This window comes from Ensifer adhaerens (assembly GCF_020035535.1).
Classification (GTDB): domain Bacteria; phylum Pseudomonadota; class Alphaproteobacteria; order Rhizobiales; family Rhizobiaceae; genus Ensifer.
Genome location: NZ_CP083350.1, coordinates 600243 through 626923, shown reverse-complemented (window position 1 = coordinate 626923; position 26681 = coordinate 600243). Strand labels below are relative to the sequence as shown.

General features: G+C 60.7%; 30 protein-coding genes. 14 read left to right on the top strand and 16 right to left on the bottom strand.

The window, feature by feature from the left end; all coding sequences use genetic code 11:
- Positions 1 to 260: 260 nt before the first annotated feature.
- From LAC81_RS23275 to LAC81_RS23250, 6 genes are all read right to left on the bottom strand, one after another.
- The gene (locus LAC81_RS23275) at positions 261 to 1322 is read right to left on the bottom strand and encodes an ornithine cyclodeaminase (protein WP_223729541.1); all 1062 of its coding nucleotides are present in this window, start codon (positions 1320 to 1322) and stop codon (positions 261 to 263) included.
- Positions 1323 to 1380: 58 nt separating this feature from the next.
- Entirely contained in the window at positions 1381 to 3075 is a 1695-nt protein-coding gene (locus LAC81_RS23270; protein WP_223729540.1) for a M20/M25/M40 family metallo-hydrolase, read from the bottom strand.
- Between the two features lie 17 nt (positions 3076 to 3092).
- Positions 3093 to 3839 (bottom strand): amino acid ABC transporter ATP-binding protein, encoded by a 747-nt coding sequence (locus LAC81_RS23265; RefSeq protein WP_223729539.1) that lies wholly within the window; start codon positions 3837 to 3839, stop codon positions 3093 to 3095.
- A gap of 14 nt (positions 3840 to 3853) precedes the next feature.
- Positions 3854 to 4510, bottom strand: coding sequence for an amino acid ABC transporter permease (locus tag LAC81_RS23260; protein WP_223729538.1), 657 nt, complete (start codon positions 4508 to 4510; stop codon positions 3854 to 3856).
- Positions 4507 to 5169 carry an amino acid ABC transporter permease gene (locus tag LAC81_RS23255; protein ID WP_223729537.1) on the bottom strand — a complete coding sequence of 221 codons (663 nt, stop codon included), beginning with the start codon at positions 5167 to 5169 and terminating at the stop codon, positions 4507 to 4509. The genes LAC81_RS23260 and LAC81_RS23255 overlap by 4 nt, the downstream gene beginning before the upstream one ends.
- A 188-nt stretch (positions 5170 to 5357) precedes the next feature.
- On the bottom strand, positions 5358 to 6131 hold the full coding sequence (locus tag LAC81_RS23250) for a transporter substrate-binding domain-containing protein (RefSeq protein WP_223729536.1): 774 nt from the start codon (positions 6129 to 6131) through the stop codon (positions 5358 to 5360).
- A gap of 250 nt (positions 6132 to 6381) precedes the next feature.
- Between LAC81_RS23250 and LAC81_RS23245 the strand changes: the two genes are divergently transcribed.
- Positions 6382 to 6795 carry an Lrp/AsnC family transcriptional regulator gene (locus LAC81_RS23245; RefSeq protein ID WP_113537032.1) on the top strand — a complete coding sequence of 138 codons (414 nt, stop codon included), beginning with the start codon at positions 6382 to 6384 and terminating at the stop codon, positions 6793 to 6795.
- 77 nt (positions 6796 to 6872) lie between these two features.
- Here the strand turns inward: LAC81_RS23245 and LAC81_RS23240 are convergent, their stop codons facing one another.
- Together LAC81_RS23240 and LAC81_RS23235 are read right to left on the bottom strand one after the other, a co-directional pair.
- On the bottom strand, positions 6873 to 7640 hold the full coding sequence (locus LAC81_RS23240) for a pyrroline-5-carboxylate reductase (RefSeq protein ID WP_223729535.1): 768 nt from the start codon (positions 7638 to 7640) through the stop codon (positions 6873 to 6875).
- Between the two features lie 2 nt (positions 7641 to 7642).
- Complete coding sequence (locus tag LAC81_RS23235; protein ID WP_223729534.1) at positions 7643 to 8362, bottom strand: GntR family transcriptional regulator; 720 nt, start codon at positions 8360 to 8362, stop codon at positions 7643 to 7645.
- A gap of 203 nt (positions 8363 to 8565) precedes the next feature.
- Between LAC81_RS23235 and LAC81_RS23230 the strand changes: the two genes are divergently transcribed.
- The 10 genes from LAC81_RS23230 (at position 8566) to LAC81_RS23185 (ending at position 17905) form a co-directional block, all read left to right on the top strand.
- Entirely contained in the window at positions 8566 to 9402 is an 837-nt protein-coding gene (locus LAC81_RS23230) for a substrate-binding periplasmic protein (RefSeq protein WP_223729533.1), read from the top strand.
- Between the two features lie 62 nt (positions 9403 to 9464).
- The gene (locus tag LAC81_RS23225; protein WP_223729532.1) at positions 9465 to 10241 is read left to right on the top strand and encodes an amino acid ABC transporter ATP-binding protein; all 777 of its coding nucleotides are present in this window, start codon (positions 9465 to 9467) and stop codon (positions 10239 to 10241) included.
- 11 nt (positions 10242 to 10252) lie between these two features.
- Positions 10253 to 10915, top strand: a complete 663-nt coding sequence (locus tag LAC81_RS23220) for an amino acid ABC transporter permease (protein ID WP_223729531.1) — start codon at positions 10253 to 10255, stop codon at positions 10913 to 10915.
- Between the two features lie 9 nt (positions 10916 to 10924).
- Complete coding sequence (locus LAC81_RS23215) at positions 10925 to 11590, top strand: amino acid ABC transporter permease (protein ID WP_223729530.1); 666 nt, start codon at positions 10925 to 10927, stop codon at positions 11588 to 11590.
- A 25-nt stretch (positions 11591 to 11615) separates the two neighbouring features.
- A complete protein-coding gene (locus LAC81_RS23210) occupies positions 11616 to 12491 on the top strand; it encodes a dihydrodipicolinate synthase family protein (RefSeq protein ID WP_223729529.1) in 876 nt (291 codons plus the stop codon).
- Between the two features lie 57 nt (positions 12492 to 12548).
- Positions 12549 to 13787, top strand: a complete 1239-nt coding sequence (locus LAC81_RS23205) for an NAD(P)/FAD-dependent oxidoreductase (protein WP_223729528.1) — start codon at positions 12549 to 12551, stop codon at positions 13785 to 13787.
- Between the two features lie 30 nt (positions 13788 to 13817).
- Complete coding sequence (locus LAC81_RS23200; protein WP_223729527.1) at positions 13818 to 15293, top strand: aldehyde dehydrogenase family protein; 1476 nt, start codon at positions 13818 to 13820, stop codon at positions 15291 to 15293.
- A 14-nt stretch (positions 15294 to 15307) separates the two neighbouring features.
- A complete protein-coding gene (locus tag LAC81_RS23195) occupies positions 15308 to 16342 on the top strand; it encodes a proline racemase family protein (RefSeq protein WP_223730439.1) in 1035 nt (344 codons plus the stop codon).
- Positions 16343 to 16355: 13 nt separating this feature from the next.
- Positions 16356 to 17117, top strand: coding sequence for an SDR family NAD(P)-dependent oxidoreductase (locus tag LAC81_RS23190; RefSeq protein WP_223729526.1), 762 nt, complete (start codon positions 16356 to 16358; stop codon positions 17115 to 17117).
- A gap of 32 nt (positions 17118 to 17149) precedes the next feature.
- On the top strand, positions 17150 to 17905 hold the full coding sequence (locus LAC81_RS23185; RefSeq protein WP_223729525.1) for an SDR family NAD(P)-dependent oxidoreductase: 756 nt from the start codon (positions 17150 to 17152) through the stop codon (positions 17903 to 17905).
- A 57-nt stretch (positions 17906 to 17962) separates the two neighbouring features.
- Here LAC81_RS23185 and LAC81_RS23180 read toward each other — a convergent pair whose 3' ends face one another.
- The 4 genes from LAC81_RS23180 to hmpA all read right to left on the bottom strand — a co-directional run bounded on the left by LAC81_RS23180 (position 17963) and on the right by hmpA (position 21232).
- Positions 17963 to 18382, bottom strand: coding sequence for a GFA family protein (locus LAC81_RS23180; protein WP_223729524.1), 420 nt, complete (start codon positions 18380 to 18382; stop codon positions 17963 to 17965).
- A 223-nt stretch (positions 18383 to 18605) separates the two neighbouring features.
- Positions 18606 to 18965 (bottom strand): VOC family protein, encoded by a 360-nt coding sequence (locus LAC81_RS23175; protein ID WP_223729523.1) that lies wholly within the window; start codon positions 18963 to 18965, stop codon positions 18606 to 18608.
- Positions 18966 to 19105: 140 nt separating this feature from the next.
- On the bottom strand, positions 19106 to 19744 hold the full coding sequence (locus tag LAC81_RS23170) for a LysE family translocator (RefSeq protein WP_223729522.1): 639 nt from the start codon (positions 19742 to 19744) through the stop codon (positions 19106 to 19108).
- A 273-nt stretch (positions 19745 to 20017) separates the two neighbouring features.
- Positions 20018 to 21232: an NO-inducible flavohemoprotein gene (hmpA, locus tag LAC81_RS23165; RefSeq protein ID WP_223729521.1), complete on the bottom strand. Its 1215-nt coding sequence runs from the start codon at positions 21230 to 21232 to the stop codon at positions 20018 to 20020.
- A gap of 355 nt (positions 21233 to 21587) precedes the next feature.
- Here hmpA and LAC81_RS23160 point away from each other — a divergent pair, with 355 nt between their 5' ends.
- The 3 genes from LAC81_RS23160 (at position 21588) to LAC81_RS23150 (ending at position 23315) form a co-directional block, all read left to right on the top strand.
- Entirely contained in the window at positions 21588 to 22022 is a 435-nt protein-coding gene (locus LAC81_RS23160) for an Rrf2 family transcriptional regulator (RefSeq protein ID WP_223729520.1), read from the top strand.
- 110 nt (positions 22023 to 22132) lie between these two features.
- Positions 22133 to 22465, top strand: coding sequence for a hypothetical protein (locus LAC81_RS23155; RefSeq protein ID WP_113537051.1), 333 nt, complete (start codon positions 22133 to 22135; stop codon positions 22463 to 22465).
- Between the two features lie 343 nt (positions 22466 to 22808).
- Entirely contained in the window at positions 22809 to 23315 is a 507-nt protein-coding gene (locus LAC81_RS23150; protein ID WP_223729519.1) for a PTS sugar transporter subunit IIA, read from the top strand.
- A gap of 177 nt (positions 23316 to 23492) precedes the next feature.
- On the opposite strand, the gene LAC81_RS23145 is transcribed toward LAC81_RS23150, so the two are convergent.
- From LAC81_RS23145 to LAC81_RS23130, 4 genes are all read right to left on the bottom strand, one after another.
- The gene (locus LAC81_RS23145; RefSeq protein ID WP_223729518.1) at positions 23493 to 23711 is read right to left on the bottom strand and encodes a hypothetical protein; all 219 of its coding nucleotides are present in this window, start codon (positions 23709 to 23711) and stop codon (positions 23493 to 23495) included.
- A gap of 211 nt (positions 23712 to 23922) precedes the next feature.
- Positions 23923 to 24744 carry a dienelactone hydrolase family protein gene (locus LAC81_RS23140; protein WP_223729517.1) on the bottom strand — a complete coding sequence of 274 codons (822 nt, stop codon included), beginning with the start codon at positions 24742 to 24744 and terminating at the stop codon, positions 23923 to 23925.
- Positions 24745 to 24872: 128 nt separating this feature from the next.
- Positions 24873 to 25655 carry a FadR/GntR family transcriptional regulator gene (locus LAC81_RS23135; protein WP_223729516.1) on the bottom strand — a complete coding sequence of 261 codons (783 nt, stop codon included), beginning with the start codon at positions 25653 to 25655 and terminating at the stop codon, positions 24873 to 24875.
- Positions 25656 to 25699: 44 nt separating this feature from the next.
- Positions 25700 to 26596, bottom strand: a complete 897-nt coding sequence (locus LAC81_RS23130) for an NAD-dependent epimerase/dehydratase family protein (RefSeq protein ID WP_223729515.1) — start codon at positions 26594 to 26596, stop codon at positions 25700 to 25702.
- Between the last annotated feature and the right edge of the window lie 85 nt (positions 26597 to 26681).

Here is a 26681-nt window from a genome sequence, read left to right as displayed (position 1 = left end):
CGCTACCGTGTCCTTGCTTGAAGGTGGCCTTCGCGCGGCGTACGCAATCGTTCCGCGACGATGCTGACCGCCAGCACTTTATCGCAGGCTATCTCAAGGCAGGTCTGCCGGAATGAGCGATGCCGGAAAACAGCGATGTGATCTCCCGGGCGTCCTGCTTGCGAACCGAAAGGCTGGCCCTGCGTTCAAACGGTTCATCGTGTGCACCTCAACCAAGGCGCGGCCGACGAATACTGCCGTGGTGGGTAGATGCGGAGGCGTCATGCGCCGTGTAGCTTCGCCTCGCATCGCAGAAGCATGCCATAGAGATCCCGTGGTTCGTCGGGATCGGCGAGCAAGTCGAGATCGGTGTAGAGCCCCGTTTCCTCCAGCTTGCTGCGCACATAACGCAATGCCGAGAAATCCTCGATCGCAAACCCGACGCTGTCGAATAACGTGATAGTCGTGTCGGACTGCCGACTCTGGCGTTTGCCGGCAATGACCTCCCAAAGCTCCTTCACGGGGTAAGCTGGGTCGAGCTGCTGGATCTCACCCTCGATCCGCGTCTGCGGTGGATATTCGACGAAGATGTCCGAGCGCAGCAGGATGTCCTTGTGCAGTTCCGTCTTGCCAGGGCAGTCGCCGCCGACGGCATTGATGTGAACCCCCGGTCCAACCATGTTGTCGGACAGGATCGTCGCGTACTGCTTGTCGGCGGTGACGGTCGTGATGATGTCTGAACCTTCCACCGCCTCTTGGGAGGACGCGCAGGTCGTGATCGAGAAGCCTTTACCGGCCAGATTTCTTGCGCACCGCTCGGTGGCGGTTGGATCGAGGTCGTAGAGGCGCAAATCCGTCACGCCAACGATCGCCTTGAAGGCAAGCGCCTGAAATTCGCTTTGCGCGCCGTTGCCGATAATGGCCATGGTTTTCGAGTTCGGACGAGCAAGGTGCCTTGCAGCCACAGCCGACATGGCGGCCGTGCGCAGAGCGGTCAGAATGGTCATTTCCGAAAGCAGCATCGGATAGCCATTGCCGACGTCCGAAAGCACACCGAAGGCGGTAACCGTCTGGCGTCCTTCCTTAGTATTCTTGGGATGACCGTTGACGTACTTGAAGCCGTAGAGCGTTCCGTCGCTTGTCGGCATCAGCTCGATCACACCCTCTTCGGAATGCGATGCAATACGGGGCGTCTTGTCGAACTGTTCCCAGCGGCGAAAATCCTCTTCGATCACCGCGGCAAGTTCCGTGAGAAACGTCTCGATACCGATCTTCAGGACGAGGCGCATCATGTGATCGACGCTGACGAAGGGTACTATGTTGAGACCAGACTGGGTGCTCATTGGCTTGCTTCCTGTCATTGGATATTTCGGGCCGTCAAGGCTGGCGGGGTTCGGCAGATCAGCCGGCGCCGTTGCCGTCGGCGAGAAACGTTCTGGCGATATCAGATACGAGGTCCGGCAAGACCCCAAACGCGTAGGGTTGGTGCACGCGCTCGAACTTCTGATGGAACTCACGCCCCCATGGGCCGAGATTGACTGCCGGGAAACACACCGCGTCTTCAGGCGGATCGTCGATCAAGCGCGAGATGGGCGTGTTGTCTGAAACGACCTGGCTTCCGCTCGCCGAAAGGCCGAGGAAGCTCATATCCGATATGCCCTGGAAATGGGGCTTCCACACGAGGCTGCGCTCGGGATCGTTGTCGAGGCCGGCACGAGCCTTCTCGATGGCCTGATGAAGCGAACGGTCGTTTGCCTCGCTGAGGCGCAGCCGGCTCGACGGGTAGTGAAGACCCGAGAAGCCGACGACGATCGCCGGGCCAGACAGGCGGGCGATCCCGACCAGCCATTCGGTCAGCTGTCGTGTAAGCACCAGGGGATTGTCCACGCCTGAAAGCGCCTTCTCCTGATCCGCATAAAGAGAGCCGAAATCCGCTCCGCAGGTCTGCGCTGCCAGCGCTCTCAACTCGTGAAAGCTCAGGAGGCGCGGCTTTGCAGGTGTCGCCCCGGCGCTTCGGCCGACGAGTTTGCCGAATTCGCAGGATTGGCTCGCAAAGCGATCCACCGCCTCGGTCGCGCCGGTCAGCACCTCGCGCTTGAACCGGTCAAACAATTCATCTGCTGTCATGGCATGGTACAGCCAGTTGAAAGCAATCCAGAAGCGCTCCGGTGTCGTGACTTCGTACCCGTCCCTGAGGTCCTTTGCCTCGAGGCAGATCGGTGGTGGCGAAACGTCGTTTTGGTCACGATCTGCCAGCGATGCGTTGCCCTCGAGGCGTGCCAATATCCCTGCGGCCATGGCTTGCGCGCTGACGCCCTCGAACGGATAACTGGCATGAGAGCTGCAGCCGATCACGAGCGCAAAGGGCAAGAGTTTGCCGATCGTGCCGGCATAGACCGCTCGACCTTCGCGGCCGTCACCCTGGTCGGAGGTAACGTCGAGATTGATGGCGGCCGCGATCTCGACGCCGAGATCCTCTACGAGACCCGGCAATGCATCCCGAAAGGACCGCATGCCGCGGCTTTCGCGTTCTTCGTCCGGCGTGGCGACCATCATCAAATTGCCCTGGCGGTCCGGGTCCGCTGCGAAATTCTCCAGGCAGGCGATGGCAACGGCGATCCCGCTCTTCATATCGAGCAGGCCACGGCCGGGGAGGAAGTCTCCGCTTAGAAGATCCTGCAGCGCCCGTTCTTCCTGTTCGGAGCGGTCGCTACGTTTCGAAAGGCTTTCGATCAGCGCATCCTTCAATTGGAGGCTGTCGCACGCCAGCGGCTTGAGTGCATGGTAGTTGTCGGTGGAAACGGTGTCGAAATGGCCGGCCATCACGAGTGTCCGCGTGCCTGTGCCGCGCACAAGCGCGACGACATTGCGCGTCAGCGGATCGCCGTGACTGTCCAGAAGCCGCAAATCTTCCGGATGTTCGCGGAAATAGGGAAGATCGCGCAAGAGATCGTACAGGCGGTCGGCGAACGACGCTTCGCCCGGCGTACCGGTTTCGCTCGACCAGGACGTAAGCTGCAATGCCAGATCCGTCACCCGGTTCTGGTCGATGTGCGTGTCCAATGGGGCGCCAGTCTCTTTTCGTGCGCTTGTCATCTTTGCTTCTTTCATTCTCAATTCGACAGGTATTTGCGCAGGAACGCGCGGGTGCGGGCCTCGACGGGATCGGAGAATACGCGCTCCGGCGCTCCTTGCTCGACCACCACGCCACCGTCCATGAACATCACGTGATCGGACACCTCGGCGGCAAACCGCATTTCGTGGGTCACGATCAGCATGGTCATGTGTTCTGCAGCGAGCTGCTTCATGACCTGGTTGACCTCTTCGACAAGCTCTGGGTCGAGGGCCGAGGTGGCCTCGTCGAACAGCATGACCTTCGGCTGCATCGCCAGCGCGCGGGCGATGGCAACCCGCTGCTTCTGCCCGCCCGACAGCCGCGCCGGATACGCGTGCCCTTTTTCGGCAAGGCCGACCTTGGCCAGGAGCGCATTTGCTCGTTCAAGTGCGGCGTCCTTGGTCAGACCCTTGAGCCGCATTGGTCCGATCATGATGTTCTGAAGCACGGTCAGATGCGGAAACAGATTAAACTGCTGGAACACCATGCCCATCTCCTGTCGGATATGGTTGATGTGGTTTTCGAACGCGCGGCCCTTGAGAGGCCGGTTGACCTGTTGACCATCGAGCCAAATTTCGCCAGAGGATGTCTCCTCAAGCATATTGATCGATCGCAGCAGCGTGCTCTTTCCAGAGCCGCTCGGCCCGATGATGGAGACGATTTTGCCACGCGCCACCTGCAAGTCGATGCCCTTGAGCACTTCATGGGTGCCGTAGGATTTGCGGATCTGCCGCAGCTCGATCATGGGATTGTGTTCTGTCATCGGATGGCTTCCGCTTTGCGGGCGGCCTTGCTCAGTACGAACTCCATCGCCAGGTTGACGATGTAGTAGAGAACAGCCGCGGTGAAATAGAACTCGAAGGGACGATAGGTCTCGCTGATGGCGCGTTGAGCGTTGAGAACCAACTCGGCGATGCCGAGCACGGAAAGAACGGCCGTATCCTTCAGCAGGATGATGCTGTTGTTGCCGACCTGTGGCAGAGCAGTCAGGATGGCTTGCGGTACGATGAAGTGGCGCAAGGTTGAGCCCCGGCTGAACCCAAGCGATCGGGCGGCCTCCGTTTGTCCGGCATCCACGGCTTGCAACGATGCCCGGAAAATATCGGCATTGTAGGCGGCGTAGTGCAAGCCAAGTCCGATGAGACCGGTCCAGAAGGCCGGCAGCATCAGGCCCATCTGAGACAGGCCATAGTAGAGCAGGTAGAGCTGCAGCAGCAGCGGCGTTCCCATGAAAAGAAACGTGACGCCGCGAACGGGCAGGCTGACGAGCTTTGGACCGTAGAGCGTTGCAATTGCAACAATCACGCCGAGCACGACACTCATGGTGCCTGCGAGAACGGTGATGATGATGGTCCAGGCCAAGCCGACCAGCAGGAGGCTCCAGTAGGGCGGTACCACGCTAAAATCGAGTGTCATGCGACTGCCTTTCCGCTTACGTCGAAGGCACGCTCGACCCCGCGGGCGGCAAGGGAGACGATGGCGATTATCGCCAGGTAGGCCACGCCGGCGACAGCAAAGACTTCGAACGGCTTATAGGTGGAGGTCACGAAGCGCTGCGCCGAATATGTCAGTTCCACCACGCCGATCGTGGACACCATTGCGGTGCTTTTCGACAGGATGACTGTGTTGATACCCAGGGAACGCACCATCAGCGGCGCGGCCTGAGGCAAGATGAACAGCCGCAACGTATCGAAACGGCCGAAACCGAGCGATCGCGCTGCTTCGGCCTGTCCCTTGTCGACGGCAAGGATGGCTCCCTTGATCCCTTCGGACATGTAGGCGCCAATGTTGAAGCCCATCGTCACGACACCGGCGACGAACGGTGTAAACTCCAGCCCGAACTGCGGCCCCCCGAAAAAGACGATGAACAGCTGCACGATCAGGGGCGTGCCCCGCATGACGCTGACGTAGAAGGTCGCAAGCCACCGGATGGGCCCGATCTTCGAAAAGCGCCCGGTGGCAACGACAGCCGCGACCAGGAGCCCAATCGCCAGCGAGCAGACGGTCAGGCCGATCGCCACCAACGATGCTTCTGCGACGAAGGGCGCTATTCGCCCGATCAATTGAAAATCCATTCCGGGTCCTCCGGACCTGGCTCGCGGGCGATGCTGCGCCGCCGTTCAGGCCGCATGACACATGCGCCTTCGCGTGGCGGGCCCTGGAGCTGCGAAATTCGAGGAATGGCGATGTCGAGGCCGCAGCCGGACGTGCGCCTAACCGTCGGGGAGGGCCGGGATGTTGTTTGACATCCCGGCCGATTGAGCTAGCGGATGTCCTGACCGATCCACTTTTTGGCGATCGTTTCGTAGGTACCGTCGGCCATCATGTCGTCGAGAGCCTTCTGCATTGCCGCTGCGAGCTCCGGATTGCTTTTGCGAATGGCGATGCCGGCGTCGTAGCGCGGCAGCTCGTCGTTCTTGACCTGCTCGACGGGGGCGTTGCTCTTGGCAATCGCCACGAAGACCGGAACGTCGTCGGCCACGATCGCATCCACGCGGCCCGCAGCGACGTCCAGGAGCATCTCAGGCAGACCCTTGTAGGTGCGGACTTCGTAGGCGTTCTGCTCACGCACCCATTTTTCGGCGGTCTCCCCGAGCGTGACGCCGACCGTTTTGCCTTTGAGCTCGGCGACGTTCGTCACGCCGGCTCCCTTGCGCACGAAGAACGCCAAGCCCGAGCGGTAGTATGGTCCGACGAAGTCGACGGCCTTCTTTCGCTCGTCAGTGATGCTCATGGAGCCGATGATCGTATCGTAGCGGCCGGTGACCAGGCCGGCGATGATGCCGTCCCATGCGGTCGTGATGATAGTCGGCTCGACCTTCAGGCGACGGGCGATTTCCGAGGCGACGTCCACGTCGAAGCCGACGACCTTGTTGTTTTCATCCACGAAACTGAACGGAGGGAACACGCCGGAGAGGGCGACGGAGAGCTTTCCTGCCTTCTCGATCTCTTGCAGATCATCGGCCTGGGCTGATGAGAGTGGAATGAGGAACGCGGCCGCGATGAGGGCTGCGGAAAGGGCTTTGTTCAGTTTCATATATTCATCTCCCGATGCGATCCGTCAGCGCGGATCGACGCGTTGTCTACGAGGCGATTTTCCAAATTCCCTGGATGATCGACTGACAGTCAGGCCGGGTGATTGAGTGATCCCGCTATTGTTCCCGCCGGCTGTGTATCGATGGGTGAAAGTCGTAGTACGATCGCGATGAACAAAAAAGAACGTAAAGTGCTTGAATTTTCTCATATCTGACGAAATAGTAATTGATATGACGAAATAGGAAACGATGATGGACGATCTCGACAGGCGCCTGATTGCGGAGCTGCGTATCAACGGTCGGGCGTCCGTTCCGCAGCTCGCACAGATTCTGGGGGTGGCGCGAGCAACGGCTCAAAAAAGGCTGGATCGGCTGATTGCGGATGGCGACATCAAGGGCTTCACGGTCCGCTTGAAGAACGAAATCAGCAAGGACTTGATCAGGGCGTTTATCTTGATCGAGATGAGCGGGTCACCGAAGCACGCGATCGCTGCGGTAAAGCGGGTACCGGGCGTTACTTCCGTTTCCAACACCAACGGTGTTTGGGACATGATCGCGGAGATTGAGGTCTCGACCATGTCGGAATTGAACGAGCTCATCTCCACGGTACGCGCGACCGACGGTGTCGCGAAGAGCGAGACCTTTATTATGCTGGGGCCGGCGTGAGTTCCAAAGGTGTCGTGACCGTTGGATGGGAACGGGGTCCCTACAAAGCTCGGTGGAGCATGTCGCCGTTGCCGGCGCTATCCCTTCACGCGCCGCAACACGTTCTCCAGCGCGTTCATCAGCGCCGCGCTCCCGCCATCCCGGTCGAAATCGTTGAAGACCTGTTCGTTCAGGCCGCCCGCTGTCGAAAACTCGCGCCTGAGTGCATCCAAAGGCTCGTGGTCCTTCCGGACCGCCGTCTGTGCCAGGCTCAGGAAGAGCGGCGCCAGATAGGCGCGGCCTTTCTCGCGTGAAATCCCTTTTTCGGCCAGCCAGCCGGTCGCTCGGTCGAGGACGCCGAAATAGGTCCCCATCAGCGAACTGGCAACGGCAAGCAGGTCGTACTCCTCCTGCGTTTCGCATTCGACGGCAGTGCCGAGGGCGGCAAAGATGGATGCGATCCGCGGACTGGGCGGGTAGATCGATGTCACGCCTTGGCGTTCGGCAACGAAAGGCAGCGGGATCGCCTGGGTTAGGTCGACCTGTTCGTTGATCCAGCGCATCAGCTTGGTGCGATCGGTCGCCGCAATGACGCTCACAACTGTCTGGTTCTTACGGAACTCAAGCTCGCGGATGACCGCTTCGGCGATCTGCGGACGCACCGCCAGAAACGCCACGTCTGCAGTTGCAACCACTTCCTGATTGTCCGCGGCTATCTTCACGATCGCGAAACGTTCGGCGAGCCGTTCTGCAATCTCCCGGTTTCGGGGCGAAACCTTGATCTCCGAAACGGCAAGTTCCGAACCGACGATCCCCGTGACCATCGCTTCGGTAATCGTCCCGGTGCCGATGAAACCGATACGCATCTCTATTCCGCCGCCTTGCGCGGCGCGAGCGACACATCTGTGGTGTAGTTCTCGCGCATGAAGTTCATGAAGTTGTCCTGAAACTGCCGTGTATGGGCGTGAGCAAGCTCGTCTGCGAGATCGGCGTCGCGCATGCGGATCGCCTCCAGCATCTGATTGTGTTCGTCGGTGAGCAAATAACCTTCATGGGTGCGCTCCAGATACTCGAAATGCAGGTGCAGCATTCTTTGTCCCTGATTGAGAAGGCGTTCGTAGAAGGATGCGAGATAGGCGTTCTTTCCCGCTGCGGCGATTGCCATATGGAACTGCTTGTTCGCCTCCGACATCTGCAGATGGTTTGCGCCCTTCACGGCCGCTTCGAACTCCTTCTGCCGCTTGGAAATTGCTTTCAGATCGGCGTCCGTCCGCAATTGCGCGGCAAGGCGGGTGTTCATCCTCTGGGCAATGTCGAGGGCTTCGACATATTTCGGGAAGGTCGCCACTTCGATCGGCGCAACGATGGTGCTGCGGTTGGAGAGCGTCACGACCAGCTCCTCGCCGGCCAGCCGGATCAGCGCCTCGCGAACCGGAGAGCGGGACATGTCGAACCGTTCCGCCAGGCTGTTCTCGTCAAGCAGCTGACCGGGGGCAAGCGTCAGCGCCAGGATCTCTGTTCTGAGCGTCTCGTAGACGCTTTTCCAGCCGGTCCCTTTGGCTCGCTTGGTTTCCACTTCTTCAGACACTTGGCACCCTTTCCCATGTTTGCCGACCATATGGCCAGAACGGGCAGTCGGAGACAATGTAAAATTTCCGCTTGACTTTGTCGACACAGAGACGACATTAATTCTCGTGTCGACACTGAGACGACATAAAAAAATAAGAAAATCGGCACGTCCGACGAGAGGAACCGCGCGGCACCGCGCACAACAAAACAGAGGAAACAATGATGCTTTCGACGTTGTTTGCGCCCGCGCTGCGGGCATTGCCTGCGCTTGCCCTGATGACCGGCATTTCAGTGACATCCGCACACGCTCAATCTGCCGAAAGCGGCTATTGGCAGGGCGTTCAGAAGGCGGGTGTCCTGCGCTGCGGCGCAGCCGTTGCTCCGCCCTACGTGATGCGCGATCCGGCGAGCGGAGAATATTCCGGTTTCTTCGCCGACCTTTGCCGCGAGTTCGCTGAAGCGCTGAAGGTCAAGCCGGAATTCGTCGATACGACTTGGGACAACATCGTCGCCGGTCTTCAGGCTGGCAAATGGGACGTGTCGCTCGCGCTCAACCGCACGGCCGCTCGCGCCATGGCTGTCCAGTTCTCGGTGCCGGCGATGGAGTACCAGATCTCGCTCGCCTACAACAAAGACAATCCGAAGGTTCCGACTGGGGCAGCGTCCGTCGCCGACATCGACAAGGCGGACGTGACGCTCGCCGTTATGTCCGGTACCGCCCAGGACAAGGCGATCTCTGGGGCCGTGAAGAACGCAACCATTCTCCGATTGCCCGGCAATGACGAAACGCGCCTCGCAGTCGTATCGCGGCGCGCCGACATCCTCGTCGATGCCTCGGACACGAACCAGCTCTTCACCCAGTCCAACCCCGACTGGGCCGTTGCCCTCAACCCGAAACCGGCGCTTGCCAAGCAGGGCGTAGCTTTTGGTCTGCCACATCAACTTTCGGCAGCCGACGTAGAGGTCGTCAACATCTTCCTCGAAGAAAAGGTCGCGACCGGTCACATCGACGGACTGATCCGCAAGGCCGTCGACGACGTCCTGAAATCGACGAAGTGACGTTTAAGGCCGAGGCGCGAATGCCTCGGCTCCCACTAGAAACGCCGGATCACGAGGATGCCATGACTGCCACAGTCGCTCCGCTCGTCAACGTCAAGTCACTGCACAAGAGCTATGGCCCGCACATCCAGGTGCTGAAGGGCCTCGACATCGAAATGAAGCCCGGAGAGCGCGTCGTCGTCATAGGCCCGAGCGGCGGCGGCAAGAGCACGCTGCTGCGCGTCATGATGGGGCTGGAAAAGATCGACAGCGGTTCGATCACCTTCGGCGGCAAGCCCTATATTTCCTCCAAGGGGACGGACGCGAAAACGACGATCGATCCCGAGGTTCGGCGCTCGATCGGCATGGTGTTCCAGCACTACACGCTCTTTCCCCATCTCAGCGTCATCCAGAACCTGATCCTGGCACCGTGCAAGGTGAGGGGCGAGAAGAAGGCAACAGCCCTGCAAAGGGCGCAAGCACTGCTCGAACGCTTCGGCCTCGGCGCGAAGGCGAACGCCTATCCGGCGCAGCTTTCCGGTGGGCAGAAACAGCGCGTCGCCATCGCCCGAGCCCTGATGCTCGACCCCAAGCTCATGCTGTTCGACGAAGTCACGTCGGCGCTCGATCCGGAACTGGTTGCGGAAGTCGAGCAGGTCATCCTGCAGCTTGCCGCCCAGAACATGCCGATGATGATCGTCACCCACGACATGTGGTTTGCGAAGAACATCGCATCGCGCGTCATCTTCTGTGCCGGCGGCGTGGTGGTCGAGGACGGGCCGCCCGAACAGGTGCTCGGTGCGCCCCGGGAGGAAAGAACCCGGGAATTCATCGACCGCGTCTTCCACATCAAGCAATAGGAGGTCGCCCCGTGAACTACACGTTCGATTTCCAGTCGGTCTTGCTCGCTCCACTGATCGAGGGCTTGCTCGTCACGGTTCAATTGACCGTTGCCGCCAACATCATCGGCATCGTCCTGGGTTTCCCACTGGCCCTTCTGCTGATGAGCCGCGTTGCGCCGATCCGGCTGCCTGCGATGCTTTTCGTCGAGTTTTTCCGATGCACGCCGGCCATCGTCCAGATCGTCTGGTTCTTCTACTGCGTGCCGATGCTCTTCAACGTCTTCCTGGGGTCGATGACGATGGGCGTCATGGCGCTAGGTCTCAACCTGATGGCATTCAATGCCGAGGCCTATCGCGCCGCCATCCAGGCGGTGCCGCGCGAGCAGCTCGATGCCTGCATCGCGCTTGGGCTGAACCCGCTGCAGCGCATTCTTTACATCGTGCTGCCTGATGCGCTGCGCGCCTCCGTCCCTGTTCTTCTAACCAACGGCATCGTTATCTTCCAGCAAAGCGCGCTGGTCGCGATCGTCGCGGTACAGGACCTGATGTACCAGGCAAAGACGCTTTCGACCGAGACCTATCGGCCAATCGAGACCTTCACCATCGCAGCACTCATCTATTTCGCGGTTTCCTTTCCCGTCACCCAGATCGTCGGCCATCTCGAACGCCGGCGTCAGGCGATCACGAGCTAGGAGGAAGACATGTCGCTCGATTTCTCCGTCCTGGAACGCTTCCAGGCAGCTCTGGCGCTCGGCCTCTGGACCACCATCAAGCTCACGCTCATCTGCGTTGTGCTCGGTTGTTCGCTGGGCTTCCTCGTCGGTCTCGCCCGCGCCTCCTCGAATTTACTGCTACGGGCAGTGGCGGGCATCTATGTCGAGTTCTTCCGTGGTACGCCGGTGCTGATCCAGCTCTTCTGGATCTTCTTCTGCCTGCCATTGATCCTCGGCGTCGAGCTTTCCAATCTTGCTTCCGGCGTCATCGCCCTGACCCTCTATATGGGCGCGATCACCAGCGAGACGTTCCGGGCTTCGCTCAAATCCGTGGGGCGCGAGCAGCTTGATGCCTGCGTTGCGCTTGGCTTGCCCAAGCGCGTGCAGATCACAAATGTCGTGTTGCCGCAGGCGGTGTTGCGCGCGGTGCCGACGCTGCTGTCGAATTGCGTCAGTCTCTTCAAGGAGAGCGCATTGGTTTCGGCCGTCGGCATGGCCGACCTGATGTTCGTCGGCCAGAACATTTCCAACAACACGGCGCGGCCCGTCGAGGTGCTGACGATCGTCGCGCTCATCTACTTCGCCATCGCCTTTCCGCTGACGCGCGCCGTCACGCTCGTCGAAGGCCGCATCCTCAAGAAACTTGCCATCTGATCATTCAAGGACAGGAGACCTCCCCATGAAACTCTCTGGCGTCATGCCCGCCCTCATCACGCCGTTCGATGCGAATGGCAAGGTCGACTTCAAGGCCTTCGAAAAGCACCTTACAGGCTTGCGCGCCGCTGGCGTAACCGGCTGGGTGCCGATGGGTTCGACCGGCGAATACTCAGCGCTCTCGAATGCTGAGCGCGACGACGTGCTGAAGTTCGTCAAGGATTTTGCGAACGCCGGTGAGGCTCTGATCGCCGGGACGAATGGCCCGGCCACCCGCGAGGTCATCGAGAACACGCTGCGGGCCAAGGAGATCGGCTACGACACGGTGCTGCTTGCGACCCCGTTCTACACGCGGCCAACCCAGGAAGAGCTTCTCGCTCATTTCCAGCGCGTGCTGAAGGAGACGGACATCAACCTCGTCCTCTACAGCTACCCTTACAAGGACGGGGTGGAGATCGGGTTCGATATCCTCGACGCGCTTGCTGACGATCCGCGGGTGCTCGGCATCAAGGAGAGTTCCGGATCGCTTCAGCGGGCGATCGACATCTTTGCACGCTACAAGGGCCGCATCCACCTCATCTCCGGCTCCGACGATATCGCCCTCGACTTCATGTTCTGGGGTGCGGACTGCTGGATCTGCGGCCCGGCCAATTGCATGGCGAGGGCCTGCGTCGATCTCGACCGTACCTTCCGTTCGGGTGATCTCGCCAAGGCGCGCGAGCAGATGACGGTGCTCTATCGCGCCATGAACATCCTCGAAAGCGGCAAGTTCGTGCAGAAGATCAAGTATGGCTGCGAGCTTCAGGGCACGCCGGTCGGTCTTTGCCGCGCGCCGCTCGGAGAGTTGACCGAGCAGGAAAAGGCGGATTTTCGCGCGGCCGTCGCGCCGATCCTCAAGTGACGCAAGCGGGCCGGAAGCAGCCTGCTTCCGGCTTTTTAAGTTTCGAGGAGAGCTCCCTTGTCATCCATCGCTGTCGTTGGCGCCGGCATCATCGGCACGACCATCGCCTACCAGCTTCAGCGCCGCGGCTTCTCCGTGACGCTGATCGACCGCGCTGCTCCGGGCATGGGAGCCTCCTTCGGCAATATGGCGAGCATTGCCGTGACCGAGTTCATGCCGGCTTCGCGTCCCGGTGTCTGGGCACAGATGCCGAAATGGCTGCTCGATCCGAAGGGGCCGGTGCGCATTCGGCCAGGCTACGTGCCGAAGCTTGTGCCGTGGTTCCTGCGTTTCCTCGCCGCCAGCCGGCCGACGAAGCTGCGGGAGCTGGAGGCAGCGGGCGCCGCGCTCTGCGGCCGGGTTCATGAGGATCTCGACGCACTTTTGAGCGAGACGGGGCTCACGTCCCTCTTGAGCGCCGAAGGTTGCCTCAGCCTTTATGCCGACGAGGCCGAGTTTCGCGCGGACCGGGACCATATCGAAATCCTCGAACGCTTTGGCTTCCGTCACGAGATTCTCGGGGCCAATGCCATCCGCGATCTCGAGCCGGCCCTGACGACGAAAATCGCCAAGGCGGTGCTGTTTCCCGACAACCGTTCGATAGCCGATCCCCATCGGTTGGTGACGGCCCTGGCTGATCGGTTCCAGGCGCTCGGCGGTGCCATCGAGACCGGCGAAGTCGTCTCCTTCGAGGAAGGCGAGGGCGGTCTATCGGCGTTGAGGCTAGCGGACGGTCGCAGGCTGTCGGCCGATCGTTTCGTGCTGGCGGCAGGCGCCTTCACCGGTCGCCTGTCGCGCCTGATCGACGAGCCGATCCCGCTTGAGACCGAGCGCGGCTACCACACCCAGATCATGGCGCCGGGCATCTCCATGCGCCATTCGATCATCTGGCCGGCCCGCGCCTTCATGGTCACGCCGACGGCGGGCGGCATTCGCGTCGGCGGTACTGTGGAGATGGCCGGCCTGGACGCGCCGCCGGATTATCGTCGCGCGAAAGTGCTGGTGAAGCGGGCGAAGGAAGCGCTGCCCGATCTCAGGGCCGAACATGCGAGCGAATGGATGGGCCACCGACCCGCCCTGCCGGATACGGTGCCGGTCATCGGCCCCTCCGCCAAACGCAGGAACGTCTTCTACGCCACCGGTCACGGCCATCTCGGGCTCACCTATGCGGCCACGACCGCTCGCCTGATCGCCGATCTCATGACGGGCATGACGCCCCCCGTCGAACTCAAACCCTATCGCGTCGATCGCTTCTAGGCGCGGCGCCGGGCAAACAGGGAGAAAACCATGCGAAGCGAACTCTATATCGATGGCAAGTGGAGGCCGTCGTCCGATGGGCGGACCTTCGACGTCGTCAATCCGGCGACAGAGGAGGTGATCCACAGGATCGCCGCCGCAACGGCGGAAGATGTCGATCTCGCGGTCAAGGCGGCGCGCCGCGCCTTCGACAGGGATGGCTGGCCGAAACTCTCCGGAGCGCAGCGCGCCAAATATCTGCGCGCCATCGCCGAGGGTATTCGTGCCCGGCAGGCGGAGATCGCGCGTCTGGAAGTCATCGACAACGGCAAGCCGTTTCCGGAGGCCGATTGGGATGTTGCCGATGCAGCCGGCTGTTTCGACTTTTATGCCGGGCTTGCGGAGCAGCTCGATAATAATCCGGAGGAGCCGATCGCGCTCCCCGACGCGCGTTTCACGTCCAAAGCCGTCAAGGAGCCGATCGGCGTTGTCGGCGCCATCATCCCCTGGAACTACCCGCTGCTGATGGCCGCCTGGAAGGTGGCGCCGGCACTCGCTGCCGGCTGCACGGTGGTCTTGAAACCGGCCGAAGTGACGTCGCTGACGGCGCTGGAGCTTGCTGCGATCGCCGATGACGTTGGTCTTCCCGCTGGCGTCCTCAATGTCGTTACCGGAGCCGGCTCGGTCGCCGGCCAGGCGATCATCGACCACAGGCAGGTCGACAAGCTTGCCTTCACCGGTTCCGGCCCGGTCGGCTCGAAGATCATGGCGGCCGCAGCCCGCGACATCAAGCGCATCAGTCTTGAACTGGGCGGCAAGTCGCCCTTCGTCGTCTTCGATGACGCCGATATCGACGAGGCCGTCGAATGGATCATGTTCGGCATCTTCTGGAACCAGGGGCAGGTCTGCTCGGCGACCTCGCGTGTACTCGTGCAGGAGGGAAACTACGACCGTCTGCTCTCCCGTCTTGTCGAAGAAACGAAGAAGATCAGGATCGGCAATGGCCTTGAAGACGGCGTGCTTCTGGGACCTCTGGTCTCCAAGCGCCAACATCAGCAGGTCGTCGCGGCGATCGAGGCGGCGAAGGCGGCCGGTGCGACCGTCGCTTGCGGCGGCAAGCGGCCCGAGGGTTTCGAGACGGGCTACTATCTCGAGCCGACGGTGCTGACCGACGTTCCCTTGGAAAGCGATGCCTGGCGCGAGGAGATTTTTGGACCGGTCGTTTCTATCAGGACATTCTCGACCGAGGAGGAAGCGATCGAGCTTGCCAACGATTCCCGTTTCGGTCTCGCGGCCGCCGTCATGTCGCGAGACGACCGTCGCGCGGAGCGCGTGGCCGCCGCCTTCCGCGCCGGAATCGTCTGGATCAACTGCTCGCAGCCGACATTCACCGAGGCGCCCTGGGGCGGCTACAAGGAATCGGGCATCGGCCGCGAGCTGGGGCGCTGGGGTTTGGATAACTATCTCGAGACTAAGCAGATCACCCGCTTCGCCACCGGCGAAAAGTGGGGCTGGTACATCAAATGAGTGGCACGCTTTCCATCAGTTGGGATCGCTCGCTCGATCTGCTTCAGGTCCACTGCCAGGGCGAGATCGGCAAGGTGATCGTCGGTGGCGCGCCGGAAATTCCCGGTGCGACCATGCTCGACAAGATGAACCACATCAACATGGTCGACGACAGCCTGCGCCGCTTCGTCACCTTCGAGCCGCGCGCCAGTGTGGCGATGTCTGTGAACCTGCTCCTCGCGCCAACGCGACCCGACGCGGATGCCGGCTTTATCGTGCTGCAGGCCGATCGTGCCCATCCGATGTCCGGCAGCAATTGCATTTGCGTCGTGACGGCGCTCCTCGAAAGCGGTCGCGTCGAGATGCGGGAGCCGGAAACGATCGTGCGGCTGGACACGCCGGCGGGGCTGATCGTTGCGCGCGCCACCTGCCGCGAAGGCCGGTGTCTATCCGTCAGCCTCGACAATGTGCCGAGTTTTGCCGAGTTGCTCGATCGGGAAATCGAGACGCGGCGCTGGGGCCGCATCAAGGTCGATATCGCCTTCGGTGGCGTTTATTACGCGATCGTCGACGTCGATCAGGTGGGTAGCGAGATTGCCCCGGTCAACGCCCGCTATCTGGCCGACGCCGGCATCGAATTGAAGTCCTTGTTGTCCGAACAGGTAGCGGTGAAGCACCCGGTGCTGACCGGCATCGACGAGATCGCCTATGTCATGTTTCGTGGCGAAGCGCCTGATGGAGCCGTGCGTACCTGTACGACGCTGAAACCCGGCCGTGTCGACCGATCGCCCTGCGGAACCGGCAGCTCGGCAAATCTCGCCACGCTTCATACCCGAGGAAAACTCGCGGCTGGCGATCGGCGAACGTCACGCTCGATCATCGGTGGCGAGTTCACCGCGGAGGCGATTGGCTTCACCGAGGTCGGCGGACGCCCCGCGGTGCTGCCGCGCATAACCGGACGGGCCTGGATCTATGGCCGTGAGCAGCTCCGCATTTCCGACGAGGACCCGTTCAGGAGCGGTTTTGCGCTTTCTGACAGTTGGGGTCCGCAGGTCGATGCTTTGAGTTGAAGGAGGAGGCGTCATGACAACAACAACCCTTTCGGGCCAGACCGTCCTCGTCACCGGCGCTTCCGGCGGCATTGGTGCTGCGATCGTGCGGCGCCTGGCGGAGGAGGGCGCCCGTCCGATAATCCATTATGGCCGCGACCGGGCGGCCGCGGAGGCACTGCTGGCCAGTATTCCGGGCGAGGGGATGATCGTACAGGCAGACCTCTCCGCCGATGACGGCGCCTTCAACCTCTGGCGGGACGCCGAAGCTCGCGCCGGACGCATCCATGCGCTCGTCAACAATGCCGGCATCCGCACTGAGATTTCGATTGATGCCGAACCGGGTGCCTGGCGAGAGGCTTGGCAGAGGGAATTCCAGGTGAACTTCTTTGCTGCAGCCGATCTCTGCAAGGCGGCTCTGAAGCACTTCAGGGCTCAGGGCGGCGGGCGCATCATCAACATGGCGAGCCGGGCGGGGCAGCGCGGCTATGCGGCCGACGCCATGCCCTATGGCGCGACGAAGGCGGCGCTGGTCAATCTCACCAAATCGATTGCCCGCAGCTTCGGCGCCGATGGTGTCGTTGCCCTGGCGATCGCACCCGGCTGGGTTCAGACGGACATGGCTGAGGACTTCGTCGCGAAGTTCGGCAAGCAGGCGGCCGTCGCCGACATTCCGATCGGCGAAATGGCCCAGCCCTCGGAGATCGCGGAACTCGTCGCCTTCGCGCTCCGGTCTTCGCAGCGGTCGCTGAACGGCGCAACGCTCGACGTCAATGGCGGCAGCTACATTCGATAACTGGTTACACTCGATAAGAGGGGAGAGAGACGATGAAGAGGTTCGAGGACAAGGTGGCGATCGTGACCGGCGGTGGAGGCGGCATCGGTTCCGCGATAGCGCGGCGGCTGGCGGACGAGGGTGCATTGGTCGTCGTCTCGGATGTTGCTGCTGAAGCAGCGGACGCTGTCGCCGCAGAGATCGTCTCCGCCGGTGGTTCCGCGGTCGCGATTGCTGCAGACATCTCGCGGAAGGAGCCCTGTTTCGGGCTGATCGAAGAAGCGTTTGCGCTGAGAAAGCGCATCGACGTGCTGGTCAACAACGCCGGCATCAATCGCCGCGGCAATCTCCTGTCGTTGACCGACGACGACTGGAGCCTGAGTTTCGCGGTCAATCTCGATTCGATGTTCCACCTTTGCCGGGCCACGCTGCCGCACATGATCGAGGCCGGCGGCGGTACAATCGTCAACACCGCCTCGCAATGGGGCCTCTATCCGGCGCCGAACCACATTGCTTACAACACTACCAAGGCGGCGGTCGCGGCGTTCACGCAGAACCTTGCCCGAGATTATGCGCCGAACAAGATCCGGGTGAATGCCGTGTGCCCGGGAGAAATTCACACGCCCATGCTGGAAGCCGGCGTGAAACGATCGGGGCGCACCATTGCCGACCTCGACAGGCTCGTTCCCTTTGGCAGGATCGGAAAGCCGGAAGAGGTTGCCGCACTCGTCGCCTTCCTCGCATCGGACGAGGCTGCATTCATCTGTGGCTCGCTTGTCGAAATAACGGGCGCTCAGGCCGTCGCGTAAAATCGAATGTTGCCGGCCCGAACTTCTCTCTGGAAGATGCGGCTGCCGCCCGCCCCGCTATTCATGTTCACCTTGGCCGGTTGGAAGGCCTTGGAAATGTTCGATCGTTTCGCCAAGCCGCACCCAAGCATGCTTCGACTGCTCGAACACCGATATGACAGGCGGCGCGAAGGTCGGATCCGCAATTGAGCCAACCGCCAGCCCGATCCAGGACGGTGCGGCTTCGGCCTTCCAATAGACGGTCGATCCGCACGTTGGGCAAAAATGCATTCGAACCTTGCGACCGCTGTCTGCGGTGCGCATGAACTCTGTAGACGCTCCGGAGATCTCGACGCATTCAGGTGCGTAGAACGCATTTGCACTGAACGGGGCGCCAGTTCTTCGCTGGCAAGCGAAACAGTGACACAGCGCAGTCAATCGGGGTGGTTCGCTGAGCTTTAGTCTGAGTGCACCGCAGGCGCATTGGGCAATGGTCATGGACGTTCCTCCCGCTAGCGTGGCGAATTTGAATTGGATTGAGGGCTGAAGCGCTGATCGGAACCGCAAATCCTTGCGGTAGGTGATGCGCGGGGGCTGAGGCCTGATGCAATCTCAGGCGCGCCAAACCGGTGACGTAGGGCGCGGCCTTCCAAGGTCCAGGGGTAAACCATAGGAAGGGTTATGAGCGGTTCACTCTGCTGTCCGAGCCCTTCGCCGTCATTCACGCGTTCGTTGGTTCCCAGAGTTCAACCGGATTGCCTTCAGGATCGTGAATGCGCGCAAACCGGCCGACTTCCGAATCCCATTCGGCACGGGTTTCCACCGCAATGCCGTTTGCCCGGAGCTTAGCCATGAGCCCATCGAGATCATCGACGCGGAAATTGATCATCCATTGCTGTTCCGATCGGCCGAAATAGTCGGTGCTCTCAGAGAACGGCCCAAAGATCGTTGCGCCTGCCTCCTGCTGCCAAACGGCTTTGTGAAGATCGTCAATCCCAAGATGGTTCTCGTACCATGCGGCGAGTCCAGCTGGGTCTGCCGCCCTGAAGAACACCCCACCGATTCCAACGACTTTTGCCATTGTCCTCTCCTCGTTCGGGGTGGACAATGCCAATGCATGCGCCCACTTGCAACTCGGTCCGCGAGTTTTGACGCAATAGTTGTAGCGCAGACAGCGCTGTTTCTCGGGTGGCAAGGCGATGTTGCGCCTCGCTCAGGGCATCAGCCGATTGTTCGTACGCTGTCGGTCATCAGCTTGATACCCAGTGCGCAAACGACTGCGCCGGCGGCTCGGTCAATCCAGGTCTTGGAGCGCAGATAGACAGCTCGCGGTGCGCGCGAGGAAAACCCGACGGCCACAATTGCATACCACACGAACTCGTTGATGAAGAGCAGCGGTGGAAGCGCGAGGAGCATCCAGGTGGGCGTCGGAGACGGCAGCAGAGCGGCGAACATTGACGCGTAGAAGATCGCCGTTTTTGGATTGGAGACCTGGACGAACAGGCCCCGCAGCAGGGACTTCCACAGCGCGCTCGGTTGGTCAGCCGGAGCATCGGCAATCGATATCGTCTCGGGCGCTGCACGCCAGATGCTGAAGCCGATCCAGACAAGATATGCGCCGCCGGCGAGCCTGAGCAGGGTGTTGAGCCATTCGACCTGAAGGAGGATCGCTGTCAGGCCGGCCACCGCAATGCAGGCGAAGACAAAGCCGCCGACGCCCATACCCAAGGCTGCCATTATTCCGTCGGCGCGAGACCGGGCGATCGCAATCCGCGACACCACAATGAAGCTAGGGCCAGGGCTCATGGCTCCAAGAAGGAAGACGCCCAAGATGGAGACAAGAATTGCAAGTTCATGCATGTCGCTTCCTCTCGGTGGAAGCCGGGCAAGGCCGGCACGGGAGCAATATGAAGCGAGTTGTTCCGTTTCTCAATCGTTCCGGCACTCATGCCTGCACCTGTCGCCCAACGGGCCGCCGGCGTTCGCCGGGAGCGGTCCCCACGCAGGGTGTTCAACAGCTTGCTTCGTTCATCGAGAAATCTGAGTGCCGCCCCACACGTTCGGCAATGAAGCGCCGATCGTGTGGGGTAGAATGCCGCGAGGCTTCGGGGAACGTTTTGGTGTCGCGCTTCCTCAGGCGGCGATGAGTTCGTCGGACGGCCCGAAGAACTCGAAGTGAACGCGCTCGCTTGAAACGCCTTCCCTGGCAAGTGCCGGAACGAGGGCGCGCAGGAACGGCTTCGGTCCACAGAGATAGAATTCGGCATTCTCAATCGGTGTATTCTTGCGAAGCCACTCGGCGGTGATGAAGCCATCGAAGTCATGAGACAGCCCGACGGTATCCTCGCTTGAAGGTGCACTGTAGAAGCTGCTGATCCTGATCTTGCCGTGTGCGTTGGCGAGCTTGCGAACATGCCGGTCCATGGCATGGGTCCCGCTGTTCAGCGCGCCGTGGACGAAATGCGCTTCGAGGTTCGGATGCTCCTTGGCGATCGTCTCCAGGATGCTGACCATCGGCGTAAGACCGACACCGCCCGACAGCAACACGACCGGTGCCTCCGGCGCTTCGGGCAGGAAGAAGTCGCCCGCCGGCGGGGTTACGCTCAAGACCGTTCCAACGGCCGCCTGGTCGTGGAGGTGTCGCGAGCCACCTTGCCCTTGTGCTTCCCGCTTGACCGAGATGCGGTAGAAACGATCATTGGGACCGCTTGAGATCGAGTAGTTGCGCTTGATCTCCTGGCCATTCTCCAGCTGGAAGCGAAGCGTCAGGTATTGACCGGGCTTGTGGCGCGCAACGGGACCGCCATCCTTGGGCCTCAAGACGAACGATGTGACGACGTCACTTTCGCGAACCTTCGTCTCGATAACGAAATCTCTCCAACCGTTCCAGCCGCCCGAACGCTCCAGAAGTTCGCCGCGTATTTCTGCTTCACGCTCCTTGAGAACGTCCGCGAGGAACCAGTAGGCCTCGCCCCACGCATTCAGCAGTTCAGGTGTCGCGGCGCTTCCGAGCACATCCTCGATGGCGGCGAGAAGGGCAGTGGCGACAAAGGGATAATGCTCCGGAAGGATATGATAGCCAATGTGCTTTTGCGCGATCCGCTCGACCACGGGGCCGAGCGCGTCAAGGTTATCGATGTTTTGCGCATAGGCCACAATCGCGGCGGCAAGTGCGTTGACCTGTGAGCCGCCATCGCCCTGATTGGCGTGGTTGAACAACTCGCGGATATGGTCGTCGCGGAAGAGGCGGGCATACATGCTCTTCGTGATGTCGGCTCCGTGCGCTGCGAGCGCCGGAATGCTTGCCTTTACGATTTGAACAGTCTCGGGTGAGAGCGGTTTCGGCATGATCTTTCCTTTCGAGATGATGCGTCGGGGGGTAGGTTGGTGATCGCAGACGTCCAGCCGGCATTTCACCGGGCCTACGATCTGGAGGTGGTGGTGAACCTCCGGTTGGGCGATGACTTTGGTGGCAGCGTTGGCTTCGATAATCGGCTGAGAAAGAAGGTGAAGGGGCAGCCGGGTCGGCCTGGACTTCGCCGCAAAAGCGTTTCTCGATCGTCCTGATGTCTGCTTCCGCCATCGTTTGCGAGCTCATCGCAGCCTGCCCTTAAATATGCATTCAAGATGCATCTATTTATTCGAGGACAAAGATGCTAATCAAATGCATGTTTATGGATCGGACTTTTTGACGCAGACCCCAATGAGGCTCACCAAATATACCGACTACGCAATGCGATTGATGATCTATTTGGGATCTCGGCCCTCGGGGCTTAGCTCGATCCGGGAGATATCGGATACGTTCTCGGTCTCGCAAAACCATATGATGAAGGTTGTTCAAGACCTTGCAAACGCTGAGTTTCTGGAGTCCGTGCGCGGGCGCAACGGCGGCATCCGCCTCGCAAGGCCCGCGAGCGAGATCAATCTCGGCGCTCTGCTGCGGCACACCGAAGAGTTGGCAGATCTGATCGATTGCGAAGGGTGCCGCATCGCGCCGGCCTGCGCCTTGCCAAGCGTCCTTTCAGAAGCCACGGCCGCCTTTGTGGCGGTTTTCGACAAGTACACGCTTGCTGATCTGGTGGGGAAGCGTTCGGCGCTTGGGGAGCTTCTGGGTTTCGCTGCCGGACGTCAAGCTTGAGGACTGTGTCAATTCGGTCAGTCCGGGGCTTGTTTTCTTCGGTTCATACATTAGCTCAATCTGGATGAGTGAGCGTGTTGCACCACGGTATCTGCGTAGCCAGGTGTCCTATGAGAAGTACTTCAGACGTCATTGCCGAACTGACCCGCGCCGCGCGCGATATTCACATTTTGTCGGAGGGAGAAAAGCTCCGTCTCCTTGCCCGGGCCTATGTCACGATCCAGGAGGGCTGGGAAATGCTCGGGCAGCCTGATCGGCTGACAGAGTCTGCCGAGACCATGGATGTCATTCGGGCCGGAGGTATCCCGGTGCATCTCTACGATGACGAAATGCGGGCGATCCTCCACGAGGCCGTCAAGGTGATCAGGCAGATCGAAGCGGCCATGGAAGCGAAGAACAATCCAACAGCCTCATCTGCCGAAACTACGGACCAAGGGTCCTAAGCGAACGCCAGCGCGCACGCTCCCTGGTTGACGAACGCGTGCACTCGTCCGGCGTTTCTCCGCCGAATTTGCCGCGAGGAAAAGCACGTCCGTTGCCAGTGCAAGCTACCCCACGGGCCATAGTGTCGCCATCCCCCAGCGTTGTCCGAAACGAAGAAGTGAGCGCGAGTTGATCGCAATGCGGGAACTTCGGCTTGAAATTCAACGGTGAAGGCGCAACGTCAGATCGTGATAGCTTCGCAGGCACAGGCAAGGAGGGCATTCCGTCGCAGTCAGCAGACAAAGGCAAAGATCTGAAGGTGAGTGGCAGCTTCACCTACCAGACGAATAGGGGAGGAGTTCGATGAACGATGAGCTCCGCGTCGAAAGAGACTTTCTGCTGGGGATATCGGCGAAGGACGCGCGATCGGTCCTTCAGGTTATCGCGTCGCATCTTGCCGAACGCACAGGGGTCGCCTCAAGCGTCATTTTTGGCGGGCTGATGGAGCGGGAGGCTCTTGGCTCAACCGGTTTCGGGGGCGGCTTTGCCTTGCCGCATGCGCTTGTTTCGGATCTGGCAATTCCGGCCAGAGTGCTCGTGACACTGCGCGAACCGATCGACTTCAATGCATCGGATGACGAAGCGGTAGATGTCTTCCTCGCAGTGGTATGGCCACAGGAACATCCCGACCGCTTCTTGCAACACCTGGCGAAGCATTGTCGGCTGTTTCGTTCAAGGAAGCTATTGGCGTCACTGCGTGGTGCACGGTCTGAAGCTGAGGCCTCTATTCTGGTTTCGGGACACGCCGGCAAAGGCGAGCCTGCATCGCAGCTTTCGCCAACAACCGCGACCGGCTTGCTCCGAGTGTAGTTCGCCGAGATTGTTGTCGGCGATCGTCAGTCGGGCGACGTAATCGGACGCGACCGCGGTTGATGTGGGCAGCTCCGCGTTGGGTAAAGACCATGTGCGTACTCAAGGCGCCATCACACCGTTCGATGAGTATCGGAGGTTAAACCTTCCTCCGCCTCTCGATGCGTTCAGCGTCGGTTACTGCAACCACGGAGCTTGCGCTGTCTCGTCGCCATGGGCGAGGAATTGCTCAAGCGCCGAGAGCAATGCCTCCGCGCTATAGCGATCCAGCAAGACTTCAATGCTTCCGCCTGTGGACGATGTGAGCTCGAATGTCCCCATAAGCGGGTCACTCGAAAGCACACTCACATCGCTTCCCTGGAATTCCGCATTCATTGTGATTCCTGTGTTTTTCATGTGCGGTCTCCGCTGTATATAAGTGTATTATAATATATATGTTGCCGAACTAAAGGGGGAGGAACTTGAACGAATGGGTCCGGTGACGGACTGCCTCGCTTGCGGTTGCAGACCAATCTTGGTGGTGAAAAGTTGGATGCCGTGGCCGCGAGGCGGCGCGGACGAAGCTTCGTGCGATCGAGGGGGAGCACTCTGCGTGATTGCCTGCGTGCTAGGCGGTGGTGCGTTTCAAGAATTCGATGGTTCGCGCCCAGGCGAGCTCAGCGGCATCCGGAGAGTACGCAGCAGGAGCCGTGTCATCCTCGAAGCCGTGCTTGGCGCCCTCGTATGAAAATGCCCGATAATCGATGTTCGCCTCGGTAAGGGCCTTCTTGAACGCACCGACCTGCGGGTTCACGAGAGGATCGTCCGCCGCGTAGTTGAGCAGAAGGCGAGTGTCTATCCTTCTCACATTCTCCAGCGGCGGAGCGCGGCCGTAGAAAAGGACGACGCTGGTGAGATCCGTCATCTCGAAGACGATCCGGCCAAGCGCGCTCCCTCCGAGGCCAAATCCGATCGCGGCGACTTTGCCGTTGCTATGAGGCTGGTTTGTCAGCCAGCCGAAGGCTGCGCGCGTATCTCCAAGCCACTCGTCCCAGGTCGTCATTCCCACAACCTCATGCGCAGGTCCCGGCTCGGCAGGCGTTCCCCCGTAGCGTGACGCAAAGTCGGGCGCCAGCGCGGCGAAGCCTTCGGCTGCCAGTCGTCGCGCGACACCCTCGAAATGTGGCGTCAGGCCAAATGCGTCATGGGCAACGATGAGACTGGGAACCTGGTTCCGTGCTGCAGGCAGCGCAAGGTAGCTCTCCAATCCGCCGGCACCATTGTCGATCTTGGCCGCTTCTACCCGCACATTGGGTTCATCATGGGGTACGACGGCAGCCGACGCCGTTGGTCGCGGCACCAGACCCGTTCCGCCGGATGCAATGGCAAGAACCGCGAGGAATTCACGACGACTGACGGCAAGCTGGGGCTTTTCGAACTCGCTTCTCATGGGATCCTCCCGGATCGGGCAGCTATTACACACCCGGACCGGCGATGTGACCAGCGGCTATCGCGTCGACTGGGTGCTGCTCCTACACAAGCAAAGGCGCGACCAAGCGCCATGTCGCATGAATGAGATCACACGTTGCGCTCTGAATGCGCAATAAGCTCATCGGTGTTGGCCAACAGTCGCCGCACGGCATGGCGGGCTGCGTTCGGCCGACGGAGGCGAATGCTCTTCTCTATGTTCTCGTGGAGCTTAAGTGCGTGAACGGAACTGTTGTCGTCCCGGGTTACCAGCAGGAAGAGATGGTTCAGCGCAGATTCGATCAGCGCCCCTAGCGGTACCAAGAGATCGTTTCCGGAAGCGCGCAGGATTGCAAGATGAAAGCGGGTGTCGGCCTGGGTACGGGCCTGCAGCGTCGTCGCCTGTCCCATGTCTTTCAATGCCGCGCTGATTTCGGACATCTGTTCGTCGCTGCGGCGGGCCGCTGCGAGCGCCGTCGCTTCCGGCTCTATGATGTGGCGAAATTCCTGTACGGTCTTGAGGAATTGGAGCCGGTCCGGCGACAGCGCGTACCAGCTGAGGACGTCGCGGTCGAGCAGGTTCCAACGCTCCTTCGGTTCTACCCAGCTGCCGATTTTCGGACGCGAGGCGAGCAGCCCCTTGGCCATCAGTATCTTGATCGCTTCCCTGACGGCGGTTCGGCTGACGTTGAAGATTTCCGTCCATTGAGCCTCGTTCGGCAGGATCGTTCCGGGCGGATAGTCGCCACGCACGATCCTGAGCCCGATGTCATCGGCAAGCGACATGTGGACGCTGGGCCCCGATATGCGCGGCGCGTCGAGGCGTCGGATCGTGCGTACTGCCTCCGCAGTAGCCGGCCCAGCGGAGACCTTTCCTGATCGTTGTTCAGTCATTTCCCTATTTTCTCGCAATCTGCGCCGCTCATCCGGGTGTTGCGTCACTTGTCGTCAACATATTTCCGCCAGCTGTGCTGCGGGCGAAAGCCGAGCATCGCTCGCGCTTTGCGATTGGATAGCAGTGTCTCGTATTCGCCAAGCTGCCCCTTGACCGAAACGCCCTGGTAGAAGCGGTCGATCAGTTCCTGCGTCGGAATGTCCGAAGACGTATCGTCATTCGCGGCATTGAAGACCTGGAAACCGAGGCCATCCGTGTCTATGGCACGCAGCGTGATCTGGCCGAGATCTCGCGCGTCGATGTAGCTCCAGGCGATGCGCTTGCGAAAACCCGGATCGGCGAACCAGCCAGGGAAGAGGTGATATTCGCTGGGCTCGATGACGTTGCCGATGCGCAAGGCATAGATGTCGGCGCCGCTTCTGAGGGCAAAGGCGCGTGCGGTCTTTTCATTGACGACCTTGGAGAGTGCGTAGCTATCCATCGGGTCGACGTCATAGTCCTCGTCGAGCGGAAAATAGCGCGGCATTCGTGGCTCATTGGCGAAGACGAGGCCATAGGTCGTCTCGCTCGATGCGATGACGATCTTGCGGATGCCTAGTTTCACCGCCGCCTCGACGACGTTGTAGGTGCCCATGGCATTGACGCGAAAGAGTTCGTTGTCGGGCGCGATCAGGATGCGCGGGATCGCGGCGAAGTGGACCACCGCATCGATTGGTTGCGGTGCGAGCGACGGGTCGAATTCGTGCAGGCCCGTGTAACTTGAGAGCGCGTTGAACACCTGACCGCTGTCCGTGATGTCAGTGATCAGGGTGCGCACCTTCGGGTTGTCGAGTGGCTTGGTGTCGAGATTGAGCACTTGATGACCTTGCTCGAGAAGGTACTGCACGACATGGCGGCCGGCCTTGCCGCTGCCTCCGGTGAAGATGATCCGCTTGGTCATTGTGCCCTCCAGGTCCTGCAACATTGGTGAATGGTCTTCCATCGATGATAGTTCGCCAGGGGAAACTGCCAAGCGAGGTCGTTGC